At 41.1% G+C, this 12,455-nt stretch carries 9 protein-coding genes; 4 read left to right on the top strand and 5 right to left on the bottom strand.

Features of this window, described 5'->3' with window-relative positions; genetic code table 11:
- Positions 1–102: 102 nt before the first annotated feature.
- Positions 103–495 carry a septal ring lytic transglycosylase RlpA family protein gene (locus H5089_RS15740; RefSeq protein ID WP_182712631.1) on the top strand — a complete coding sequence of 131 codons (393 nt, stop codon included), beginning with the start codon at positions 103–105 and terminating at the stop codon, positions 493–495.
- On the opposite strand, the gene cydC is transcribed toward H5089_RS15740, so the two are convergent.
- From cydC to H5089_RS15715, 5 genes are read right to left on the bottom strand one after another with little or no spacing between them, the layout of a single operon-like run.
- Positions 478–2,223: a thiol reductant ABC exporter subunit CydC gene (gene cydC / locus H5089_RS15735; RefSeq protein ID WP_182712630.1), complete on the bottom strand. Its 1,746-nt coding sequence runs from the start codon at positions 2,221–2,223 to the stop codon at positions 478–480. The two genes, H5089_RS15740 and cydC, sit on opposite strands and share 18 nt — an antisense overlap.
- Positions 2,216–4,009, bottom strand: a complete 1,794-nt coding sequence (cydD, locus tag H5089_RS15730) for a thiol reductant ABC exporter subunit CydD (RefSeq protein ID WP_182712641.1) — start codon at positions 4,007–4,009, stop codon at positions 2,216–2,218. The genes cydC and cydD overlap by 8 nt, the downstream gene beginning before the upstream one ends.
- Positions 3,999–4,163, bottom strand: coding sequence for a cytochrome bd-I oxidase subunit CydX (gene cydX / locus H5089_RS15725; RefSeq protein ID WP_002958303.1), 165 nt, complete (start codon positions 4,161–4,163; stop codon positions 3,999–4,001). Before cydX ends, cydD begins: the two co-directional genes overlap by 11 nt.
- Positions 4,164–4,175: 12 nt before the next feature.
- Positions 4,176–5,315, bottom strand: coding sequence for a cytochrome d ubiquinol oxidase subunit II (gene cydB / locus H5089_RS15720; RefSeq protein ID WP_002958302.1), 1,140 nt, complete (start codon positions 5,313–5,315; stop codon positions 4,176–4,178).
- Positions 5,312–6,895, bottom strand: a complete 1,584-nt coding sequence (locus H5089_RS15715) for a cytochrome ubiquinol oxidase subunit I (protein ID WP_182696042.1) — start codon at positions 6,893–6,895, stop codon at positions 5,312–5,314. The genes cydB and H5089_RS15715 overlap by 4 nt, the downstream gene beginning before the upstream one ends.
- 301 nt (positions 6,896–7,196) lie before the next feature.
- On the opposite strand from H5089_RS15715, the gene lpxB reads away from it, so the two are divergent.
- From lpxB to dnaE, 3 genes are read left to right on the top strand one after another with little or no spacing between them, the layout of a single operon-like run.
- Positions 7,197–8,354 (top strand): lipid-A-disaccharide synthase, encoded by a 1,158-nt coding sequence (lpxB, locus tag H5089_RS15710; protein ID WP_182712629.1) that lies wholly within the window; start codon positions 7,197–7,199, stop codon positions 8,352–8,354.
- The gene (rnhB, locus tag H5089_RS15705; protein WP_182712628.1) at positions 8,344–8,946 is read left to right on the top strand and encodes a ribonuclease HII; all 603 of its coding nucleotides are present in this window, start codon (positions 8,344–8,346) and stop codon (positions 8,944–8,946) included. The genes lpxB and rnhB overlap by 11 nt, the downstream gene beginning before the upstream one ends.
- Positions 8,947–8,948: 2 nt before the next feature.
- Positions 8,949–12,440 carry a DNA polymerase III subunit alpha gene (gene dnaE / locus H5089_RS15700; protein ID WP_182712627.1) on the top strand — a complete coding sequence of 1,164 codons (3,492 nt, stop codon included), beginning with the start codon at positions 8,949–8,951 and terminating at the stop codon, positions 12,438–12,440.
- The last annotated feature ends 15 nt before the right edge of the window (positions 12,441–12,455 follow it).

The following is a 12,455-nucleotide window of genomic DNA, read 5'->3' as shown; positions in this document are numbered from 1 at the left end:
ATCGAAGGTGGTTTTTTATTGCCCACGGTTTAGACCTAATTCAGTTAATACTCAGCGAGCTCAAGTTAGTATGCATCTAATTTGTATAATAAAAGTCATCCTATGCGTTTACCTAAGTTAGTTGTCACTCTTTTTATTACTTCAGCTTTAGCCGCTTGTAGTAGCCAACCTATTGTTAAATCATCTATTGGAGAGGTTACTCAAGTTGGTAAAGCATCTTTTTATGCTGACAAATATCACGGGAGAACAACTGCCAACGGAGAGCGCTTTAGCCAACAAGCCGCCACAGCAGCCCATTTAGAGTTCGACTTTGGCACTAAGGTCGTTGTTACCAACCTCGCTAATAATAAATCAGTCACGGTAAGAATTAACGATAGAGGCCCGTATGTGCGAGGTCGTATTATTGATTTATCAAAGAGTATGTTTAAAAAGATAGCCGACCCTAAAGTCGGCGTTATTGATGTATCAGTAACGGTTTTAAAACCGGGTAGTTAGCGCAATATAATCGGGATAAGTGCTACTGAGCTCTTTATGAGAGCCTTGTGCGACTACTTTACCGCCTTCTAACCATACAACATTATCCATTTGAGCAAGTAGAGCGGGATCGTGCGTAATTGTCAGCACGCTCGCGTTATTCATAACATGCATTATTGCTTGCATTACCCCTTGCTTAGATTGATTATCAAGACCTTCTGTTGGTTCATCAAGTACTAAAATAGCAGGGTTTTTAAGTAATGCTTGGGCAATGGCTATACGCCTAGATTGGCCTTGCGACACGTTACGCCCGCCAGTGCCTAAACGTGTTTTTAAACCTTCTTTTAGCTCATTAAACCATGGGCTCAATTGAGCTAATGCGAGCGCTTCAATCATTTGCTCTTTAGTTGCATTTGGCGCGGCATAACGTAAGTTTTCACTTAATGTGCCATCAAAAATATGGTGCTGCTGGGCGAGTATATTTATAACATTTGCGCGTATATCATTATTTAACGAATGTAAGTCAACAACGCTATTTTGATTGTTTAGCGTTATGCAGCCTTGTTGCAAAGGCCATAAACCAGTAAGTAAATTTACAAGCGTCGTTTTACCGCTGCCGCTTCTACCTACAATCGCTACTTTTTGCTGAGGCATTAGTTCAAAACTGATATTAGTTAGCGCTGTTTGTTCACCATATTGGTAGCTAATATTGTTAAGTACTAACTTGTGATTTTGCGCGCTAAAGTTTTCATCAATGTCTACATGTTTACTTTCAATTTGCGTACTAGCTGCTTTATCTTCAAGTGTAAACAATCGCTCTGCTGCTTTTAAAACATTTGGAAGCTCTATAAACGCGTTGGGTAGTAGTAATACGCTTTCAAAGCTTGCCAGTACAAATAAACTTAACATAGCAAGTTCTACATTTACCATACTGCTTGCGTAAACCAGCGGCACAATGGTCACTATGCTAGCAAGCATGGCTAATTGAACAACCAACAAGCTTAATCCATCTGAGTTTGCCAGTGCTTTGTGGCGAATAAATAATTGCTGATTGTACTGCTCGCTTAATTCGTCGCACTTATTAAGTTGCTGCGAACGGGCTTGATAAATACTAAGCTCTCTAAGGCCTGTAAGTGTATCTGAAAGCTCAGAGCGAAGTTGTGCACTAAGTTGTGTTTCTTTATGGCTGTTTTTAGTGAGCTTTATGCTGAGTAGGGCAGGTATAACCACACCAATAAGTATAATGCCAGTAAAGCAAATAAGGGCGACGTTGCCATTATAGGCCGACATAAACAGCATGATGATTGGCACACTTAAAAGAGCGACCAGCATAGGAAGTAAAACGTTTAAATAAAATTTGTCGAGTGCGTCTACATCGTTTTGTAATCGGTTAACTAGATCAGCGCTGCGGCTCATTGCTAAATCAACATTGTTAAGCTTGCTTAACGTTGCAAATACATTGGTACGTATTTCACTTAGTAATAAAAACGTGGCGTTATGAGTAACTAGGCGTTCGCCATAGCGCGATGCTGTTCGCACAATAGCTAAAAAACGAATCGTGCCGGCAGGAGTAAAATAATTCATTTGTACGCCCGCAATACCAGCAGCGGCCATTGATGCTAAAAACCAGCCAGATATAGCCAACAGGCCCACATTAGCTAATACCGTAATCGTCGCTAAAAATGTACCCAATAGCATAGCTTTGTAATGAGGAGCACAAAGTTTTAATAAACGAATAAAATTACACATGCACCACCCCTTGTTCAGCCGTTTTTAGTAAGTCAGCAAATGCACCATTTTGCGCTGCAAGTGTTTCAAAGTGACCTTGCTCAGCTATTTTTCCATCGTGCATCATAATGATATTGCTGGCATGTTTAACGGTATTTAATCTATGGGCAATAACTAATACTAAGTTGTTTTTAGCATATTCATTAATAGCATCTTGAATAAGCAGCTCTGTTTGACTATCAAGGTGCGCAGTTGGCTCATCAAGCACTAAGACTGGTGCTTCTTTTATAAATGCGCGAGCCAGTGCAATACGTTGTTTTTGACCGCCAGAAAGCCCTTCACCTTGCTCACCTATCTGGGTGTTAAAACCATCGGGTAGGGTATTAATAAATTCAAGCACACCAGCTTGTTTTGCCGCGTGTTCAAGCTCTTGCTGTGTGGCAGTGGGTTTGGCCAATTTAATGTTGGCAGCAATGGTGTCGTAAAATAGCGTCGCTTGTTGTGGTATCCATGCAATATTATTTTGCAAGTAAGTAATATCGGTTGTACTTAAACTCTGATCATTAATAGATAGGTTGTTAATCACCTCAGGGTGAAACCCTAATAGACAATCAAACAACGTACTTTTACCTGAGCCACTACTGCCCACAACTGCAATTAAGCCTTTATTTGGCAATGTTAAATTTATATTTTTAATCCCTTCGTTACTACCAGGGTATATAAAATTAAGGTCGGTAATACTTATTGAATTAATTGTATTTAAAGTTAAATTGTTTTCAGGTGCGCTGGTAGTTACTGACGCATTTTCGTCACTTGGCAGTGGGGCATTTAAAATCGCAACCATATCGGCCGCCGCACTAATACCTTGTAAACGTGCATGGTAATGACTACCTAGTTGGCGCAGTGGTAAATAAAATTCAGGCGCTAAAAGTAGCACCACAAAGCCAGTGGCAAAATCAAGAGTGCCAAAAAATAGTCTAAAACCAATAATTACGGCAACGAGTGCCACGCTAATAGTGGCTAAAAACTCAAGTGCAAATGATGATAAAAACGCGATTTTTAAAACATCGAGTGTCGCGTGTCTAAAATCATCTGAAATTTTAGCTATTTGTTTAAGCTCGGTACATGTTGCATTAAATAGTTTTAGCTGAGTTAAACCTTGCACGCGGTCAAAAAAGTAATTGCCCAGTACAGCAAGTTGCTTCCAGCGTTTTTGGTTTAAAGCTTCGGCTTTAGAGCCTACTAAAATCATAAAAAAAGGAATGAGCGGGGCGGTTAATAAAAATATCAGCCCAGCTTTATAATCTGTCGGAAAAATAACTACCAATATTGCCAGCGGAATAAGCGCGCTGTAAGCAACACCTGGCAAGTATTTAGCATAATAGTCGTGAAGTGCTTCAACGCCATTATGCAGGGTATTTAATGTAGCGCCTTGGCCGTGTTGTTCTATATAACTAGGCCCAAGTAAGCTGAGCTTATGGAGAAGTGTTTGGCGCATAGCCGATTTTATTTTAAGCGCAGCAAATGCACTTAAGCGCTCACTTAACGCTAAAAACACCGCGCGCAATAAAATAATGCCTGCTAAGGGCCATAATAAATGAGTGACTTGGGCTAAATTATTACCTTCAAACATTACATTATGAATAGCTTGAGCCAGTAAATAAGCACCTGCAATCATCAGTAATGCGTTAAAAGTACCCAGTGCAATGCTTAACTTTAACCACACTGCAGCGGGTTTACTTTGACGCTTTAAAAAAGCGCGCAGTGATTGCTGCTGCGCGCGATCTGGCCGGGGGTTAGTCGTCATCTTTTGTGTTGTTAGCATCATTTAATAGATCGTGCATGGCTTGTTCATCATCAGCAATGCTGTTTTTATTTTGATGAAATTCGTACCACATTACATTTATTACACCTAAGGTACAGGCCAAAAGTACACCTAAAATCCAAGCGAAATACCACATTGTTTAGTCTCCTTAGTAGCTACCATGAGTGTTGTTTTCAATTTCTTCTACCGTTACTCTGCGCCACATTTTTACGTAACACCAAGTGGTGTAGGACAATATTAGTGGTACAAAAATACACACTGCAACAAACATTATATTGAGCGTTTTATGGCTCGATACCGCATCCCAAATTGTTAAGCTAATATTAGGGTTGTTACTCGATGGCATAATAAATGGGAACAGAGAAACACCGGCCGTCATAATTACGCCAATTAACATTAAGCTTGTTGAAATAAGTCCAAGTGCAGGTTTATTTAATTTTGAAAACACAAGTGCACTTAATGCCATTGCAAAGGCTAAAATAGGGAAGGTCATTGTCCACGGACGAGTGCTGTAATTACTTAACCAAGCACCTTGCGCTGTAGTGACTACTTTAGCTAAAGGGTCTGCATGACTTTGTGTATCAGCCATAGATACAACTTGGTAACCCGTTAAGTTAGCCACCCAAAAACCAGCTGCAGCAAATAACACGATAAACACAATAAGAGAATAGCGACCATATTGACCCGAACGCTCTGCGACCACACTTGCTGTTCTAAGTTGTAACCACATACCCGCATGCGCAACTAACATGGTAATACTCACTAAACCTGCAAGTAATCCAAATGGGTTAAGCAAGCCAAAAAATGATCCTTGGTAGCTTACACGCATAAGGTTATCAATATTAAACGGTACGCCTAAAAATAAATTACCAAACGCAACACCAAATACTAATGCTGGAATCGCGCTGCCTGCAAGCAAGCCCCAATCCCAGTTATTGCGCCAGCGTTTTGAGTCTACTTTACTGCGGTAATCAAATCCAAGTGGTCTAAAAAACAAAGCAAAGAGTACTAGCATCATGGCAAAGTAAAAGCCCGAAAATGCAGCTGCATAAACCATAGGCCACGCCGCAAATAACGCGCCGCCTGCAGTTATAAACCATACTTGGTTACCATCCCAATGCGGGCCAATTGTGTTTATTACTGTGCGGCGCTCTGAATCTGTTTTACCAACGAGGCGAAGCAACATAGCAACGCCCATATCCATACCATCGGTAATAGCAAAACCAATAAGCAGCACACCAATGATCAACCACCAAAGCATTTTTAATGTTTCATAATCAAAAATCATGATTGCTCTCCTTCAGTTTTATCAGCTTTGCTTGGTAATTCAAAATGATACTTACCAGTATGTAGCGAGCTTGGCCCTTGCTTAACAAAGCGGATCATCAGCCAGCCTTCCACAATGGCTAAACCAGTATAGAAAACAATAAACCCAGTTAAGCTAATTAAAATATCGTTTACTGTTAGTGACGACGTGGCTAAAAAGGTCGGCAGTATTTCAGATATAGCCCAAGGTTGACGACCATACTCGGCAACAATCCAGCCAAACTCAATCGCTATCCAAGGTAGTGGAATACTCAATACGGCAGCCCATAACAACCAGCGTTTTTGCTCAATAACGCGGTGTGCGTTGTAGTAAAATGCCAATATAAATACACCTAGCATGGCCACACCACAGGCAACCATAATCCTAAATGACCAAAACATAGGGCCTACTTTAGGAAAAGAGTCTTTAACAGCTTTTTGAATTTGTTCTTCAGTAGCATCTACAACATCAGGTGTGTAGCGCTTAAGTAGCAAGCCATAGCCTAAATCATCTTTTAGAGTATTAAATTTGGCGATATTATCTGGCGTATCTTCACCGTTTCTAAGTTTTGTAAGGTATTCATAAGCAATCATACCGTTGCGAATACGTACTTCATGTTGTTTTTCTAGGTCGTTAATACCCGTTACTTGCTCATCTAGTGAGCGCGTAGCAATTAACCCAAGTGCGTAAGGTATTTTAACCGCCGCATGTGTTACTTGCTCTTCTGAATCAGGAAAACCAAATGCGGTAAACGCAGCCGGAGCTTCTTCTGTGTGCCATTCAGCTTCAATTGTGGCAAGTTTTACTTTTTGGACTTCGCCTACTTCGTAGCCTGATTCGTCACCGAGTAAAATTACACACAAAATTGACGCTAAACCAAAGCCTGATGCGACTGAAAAAGAGCGTTTAGCAAATGCTAAATCACGACCCTTCAATATGTACCAGCTACTAATACCAAGCACAAACATAGACGCTGCTACATAACCTGCCGATACAGTATGAATAAACTTAACTTGGGCTACAGGGTTAAACACAAGCTCTGCAAAACTTGTCATTTCCATGCGCATGGTTTGATAGTTAAATTCAGCGCCTACTGGGTTTTGCATCCAACCGTTGGCAATTAAAATCCACAGCGCCGACATGTTAGTACCAATGGCCATTAAAAAGGTCGCGCCTAAATGTTGGCGTTTAGAAAGCCTGTCCCAGCCTAAAAAGAACATACCCACAAAGGTCGATTCTAAAAAGAATGCCATTAAACCTTCAATAGCCAGGGGAGCCCCAAAAACATCACCTACGTAATGGGAGTAATAAGACCAGTTAGTACCAAACTCAAATTCCATGGTAAGGCCTGTTGCCACACCAATTGCAAAGTTAATACCAAACAATTTTCCCCAAAACTTAGTCATATCACGATAAATTTCGCGACCGGTCATAACATAAACCGATTCCATAATAACTAAAATCCAGGTCATACCTATCGTTAACGGTACGAATAAGAAATGAAAGAGAGCGGTAACAGCAAACTGTAATCGCGATAGATCCACAAAGGTTTCATCTATCATTATTGGCTCCTTGAGAGTGACGGATTAACAGGGCAACATTTTATTGGCAAAGTTAAAATTTAATGAACTTTCAGTAATTACTGAAAGTTTGTAATAGTATTTACGTTTGTGCAATCTTTGTCAACATACATATTAGTAAAGCGTAATATATATTTCCTATGCTACATCAGTATTAAAAACAAACAACATAAAGCCTTAACTTAGGTAATAAAAAACCAGTTATTTAAAGCGTTTAACCAAACAGTAAAACACGGTAAACTAACAAGCATGAACGCCTGGTTTACTTGTGAAATAAAATCAAATGAATAAAGATAAAAAACAACTACGAATTGGTATTGTGGCAGGTGAACTGTCGGGCGATATTTTAGGTGAAGGCTTAATTAAAGCCCTTAAAAAACACTTTCCGGACGCTATTTTTGAAGGAATAGCAGGACCTAAAATGCAAGCGCAGGGCTGTAAAACACTTTACGACATGGATGAGCTTTCGGTTATGGGGCTTGTTGAGGTGCTAGGGCGTTTACCACGTTTGCTTAAAATACGTAAACAACTCGTGCAGCATTTTGTAGATAACCCACCTGATGTATTTATAGGTATTGATGCACCGGATTTTAACTTACGTGTAGAAAAGCCACTTAAAGATGCGGGTATTAAAACCGTACAGTATGTAAGTCCGTCTGTTTGGGCGTGGCGCGAAAAGCGCATTCATACAATAAGTGCAGCCACTAACTTAGTGTTAGCATTATTACCATTTGAAAAAGAGTTCTACGATAAGCACCAAGTGCCATGTACATTTGTGGGGCATACCTTGGCTGACGACATAGCACTTGAGCACGACGATACTAAAGCACGAGAAGAACTCGGCTTAAGCCTTGATGACAAAGTACTGGCGCTGCTACCTGGTAGTCGAGGCTCTGAAGTTGGTTTGCTAAGCGAGACTTACATTAAAACAGCCGCGCAGTTGCAAGCTAAAAACCCCAATCTTAAAATTGTGGTGCCGTTGGTTAACGAAAAACGCAAAGCGCAGTTTAGTGATATATTAAACGCTACCGCACCAAACCTTAATGTTAACCTGCTTGATGGGCAATCAAAATTAGCGATGCAAGCTGCTGATGCTATTTTATTAGCCTCGGGCACAGCAACACTTGAAGGTATGCTTTATAAAAAACCAATGGTTGTGGGCTATAAAATAAAGCCTGTGAGCTATTGGATTTTTAAAACTTTATTTACGTTTAATATTAAGTACTTTTCGCTGCCTAATTTATTAGCCGACGAAGAGCTTGTGCCTGAGTTTTTACAAACCGAGTGTAATGTGACTAACTTAACAAACGCACTTACCCCTATGCTCAACACAGATAACAAAGAGTTAAAAGCACGCTTTTTAGCTATTCACGAAAAAATTAGATTAAATGCCAGTGAACAAGCAGCCAATGCTGTGGCGGAGTTAATAAATGCAGATTGATAGACCCAATGTATCCTTAATTGCTGGTGTAGATGAAGTAGGGCGCGGCCCACTTGTTGGTGATGTAGTCACTGCCGCCGTTATTTTAGATCCCACTAAACCAATTGCAGGCTTAGCAGATTCTAAAAAGTTAACGGATAAAAAACGCCAAGCACTTGCAGTTGAAATAAAAGAAAAAGCATTGTGCTACGCGTATGGACGCTGCAGTCCAACAGAAATTGACGAGTTAAATATTCTACACGCAACGATGCTTGCCATGACTCGCGCAGTAGAGGCATTAAGCACACAACCTGAATTTGTATTTATAGATGGTAATCGATTGCCAAAACTCACTATGCCAGCACAAGCTGTTGTTAAAGGTGATAGCTTAGTGGCCGAAATTTCAGCGGCGTCTATTTTAGCTAAAGTAGCACGCGATGACGAAATGCTTGAACTTGATAAACGCCACCCAGAATATGGTTTTGCAGGGCACAAAGGGTATCCCACTAAAGCGCACTTTGCAGCACTTGAACAATACGGTGCAATTGACGAGCATCGTAAAAGCTTTAAACCTGTGCAGCGGGTTTTGGCGCAAGTCAATGGTGAGGGCTAAGCATGGCTGCTCCTGATTTTGTTCATTTAAGAGTTCATTCAGACTTTTCGATGGTTGATGGCCTTGCTAAAACAAAGCCAATCGTCGCAAAAGCGCAAGAGCTGCAAATGCCAGCCATTGCAATTACCGATCAAATGAACTTTTGTGGTTTAGTGCGTTTTTATGGCGCCACGCATAATGCAGGTATTAAACCTATAGTGGGTGCTGACTTTTGGGTTCGTAGCCCAGAGTTTCCTGATGAGCCAAGCCGCTTAACCATATTAGCCAAAGACAACGACGGCTATAAAAATATTACCTTATTAATATCTAAAGCGTATCAGCGTGGGCATGTGTTTCATCGCCCAGTTATTGACCGCGAATGGTTAGTTGAGCTAAAAGCAGGCTTAATTATTCTCTCAGGCGCTAAAGACGGTGACTTAGGTAAAGCATTATTAAAAAATAATCCGACTGTAATTGAATCGGTTGTTAGTTTTTATAAGCAGCATTTTAGCGATAACTACTACCTAGAGCTTGTTCGCACCAATCGACCGCTTGAAGAAGATTACTTGCACATGGCGGTAGAGCTTGCTGCTAAAGAGCAACTACCGGTTGTAGCCACCAACGAAGTGGTGTTTTTAAAGCCAGAAAACTTTGAAGCGCACGAAATTCGTGTTGCTATTTTTGACGGTTACACGCTCGATGATAAGCGCCGCCCTAAACGGTTCTCTGAAGAACAATATCTAAAAACACCTGAGCAAATGGCTGAGTTGTTTAGCGATATTCCAGAAGCCCTACAAAATACCGTAGAAATCGCTAAGCGTTGTAATGTAACTGTGCAATTAGGTACTTACTTTTTACCTGATTACCCAACCGGCTCGCTTAAAATTGAAGACTTTTTAGTTAAAGTGTCACAAGACGGCCTTGAAGAACGACTACAGTTTTTATTCCCCGACGAAGAAGATAGAAAAGTAAAACGTGTTGAATACGATGAGCGTCTTGCAATTGAGCTCGGTGTAATCAACCAAATGGGATTCCCAGGTTACTTCTTAATCGTAATGGAGTTTATTCAGTGGAGTAAAGATAATAATATTCCAGTTGGACCTGGTCGTGGTTCAGGTGCAGGTTCGTTAGTTGCGTACGCGCTTAAAATTACCGACCTTGATCCACTTGAGTTTGACTTACTCTTTGAGCGATTCTTAAACCCTGAACGTGTATCAATGCCCGATTTCGACGTCGATTTTTGTATGGATAGACGAGACGAAGTAATTGATCACGTGTCGGCTTTGTATGGTCGGGATGCGGTTTCGCAAATTATTACCTTTGGTACCATGGCTGCAAAAGCGGTAATACGCGATGTAGGGCGAGTGCTTGGCCATCCTTACGGGTTTGTTGATCGAATTTCAAAATTGATTCCGGGTGACCCCGGTATGACACTTGCCAAAGCGTTTGATGTAGAACCGCGCTTGCAAGAAGCCTACGATGGCGACAATGAGGTAAAAGACTTAATCGACATGTGTCGCATCCTTGAAGGGTGTACACGTAATGCCGGTAAACATGCGGGTGGCGTAGTAATATCGCCAACCACTATTACCGATTTCGCTGCACTTTATTGCGATGACGAAGGTAAGTTTCCAGTAACACAGTTTGATAAAAACGATGTAGAAACAGCCGGCTTAGTTAAGTTCGATTTCTTGGGTTTACGTACACTGACTATATTGCAGTGGGCGGTCGATATGACCAATGTGCGCATGAAGCGCCAAGGTAAAGACCCCGTTGATATAAACACCATTCCACTGGATGATAAAAAAAGTATTGAGTTGTTACTTCGCGCCGAAACGACCGCTGTATTCCAGCTAGAGTCGCGTGGTATGAAAGACTTAGTACGCCGCCTTAAGCCCGACTGCTTTGAAGATATGATTGCACTTGTGGCCTTGTTCCGACCAGGTCCGCTGCAATCAGGCATGGTAGATAACTTTATCGACCGAAAACTGGGCCGAGAAGAAATCTCATACCCAGATGCGCAGTATCAGCACGAAAGCTTAAAACCAATACTTGATCCAACTTACGGCATTATTTTGTATCAAGAACAAGTAATGCAAATTGCGCAAGTACTAGCAGGTTACACGCTAGGTGGCGCCGACATGCTGCGTCGTGCAATGGGTAAGAAAAAACCCGAAGAAATGGCAAAGCAGCGTTCAACGTTTGAAGATGGTGCAAGAAATAACGGCATTGACGGCGAGCTTGCGATAAAAATCTTCGACTTGGTAGAAAAGTTCGCAGGTTACGGTTTTAACAAATCTCACTCAGCAGCTTACGCACTCGTATCGTATCAAACATTGTGGATGAAAACGCATTATCCTGCAGAGTTTATGGCTGCGGTAATGTCGGCCGATATGGATAACACCGACAAAATAGTTATTTTGGTGGATGAATGTGAAAACATGAAGCTCACCTTATTACCACCAGACGTAAATGCAGGTGAGTTTAAGTTTACAGTAAACCTTGAAGGTGAAATTGTTTACGGCATTGGCGCGATAAAAGGCGTGGGTGAGGCTCCGGTTGATGCAATCCTAGAAGCGCGTGCAAAAGGCGGCCCATTTAAAGATTTATTTGATTTTTGTGCCCGTGTTGATTTAAAACGCTTAAATAAACGTGTTACTGAAAAATTAATTTACGCAGGTGCTTTGGATCAATTAGGACCAGAGAAAACCCAATCTGGGCGTGCTACATTACTAGCTAGTTTAAAAGATGCTATGCGTGCGGCCGATCAACACAACAAAGCTGAGCAATTAGGACAAAGTGACTTATTTGGTTTATTAGCCACTGAGCCTGATGAAGTTGAACAAGCTTTTATTAAAGCCACAGGGCTTACTGATAACGAGTGGTTAGATGGCGAAAAAGAGACGCTAGGCCTTTATTTAACTGGGCATCCAATAAATCAGTACCGCCGTGAGCTTAGGCATTACACTAGCGGAAAAATAGTTGATTTACAGCCAACTAATCGTGATGTGTTTGCAACGGCCGCTGGTTTGGTGATTGCTTCTAGAGTATTAATTAATAAAAAAGGAAATCGTTGGGCCTTAGTAACTTTAGATGACAAGAGTGCACGGATTGATGTACGCTTGTATTCAGACGAGTTTGAAAAGTACCAAGATATGCTCCAAGTTAACAATATCTTGGTAATATCTGGACAGGTCAGCTTTGATAACTTCTCCGGTGGTATTACAATGACCGCCAGAGAAATAAACACCATTGCTCAAGCGCGTGAAAAGCGTATTAAAGCGATTAAAATGACGCTGAACATGGTGCAAATCGAGGCAGGTTTCTTCGATAAATTACAAAAAGTACTCGAACCCTATAAAATGGGAACGTGTCCGATCAAGGTTTATTACCAACGTCCAGATGCGTTGGCGCAATTAACTCTTGGGATCGAATGGTGTGTTACGCCAAGTGACGACTTAATCCATAAGTTATCACTAATGGCTGCGCAAGATGTAGAACTAGAATTTAACTAATTAGGTAGTTTAGAG

This window comes from Pseudoalteromonas sp. SR45-1, assembly GCF_014163655.1.
GTDB lineage: Bacteria > Pseudomonadota > Gammaproteobacteria > Enterobacterales > Alteromonadaceae > Pseudoalteromonas > Pseudoalteromonas distincta.
The sequence above is the reverse complement of the archived record's forward strand: the minus strand, read 5'-3'. Positions and strand labels throughout refer to the sequence as shown.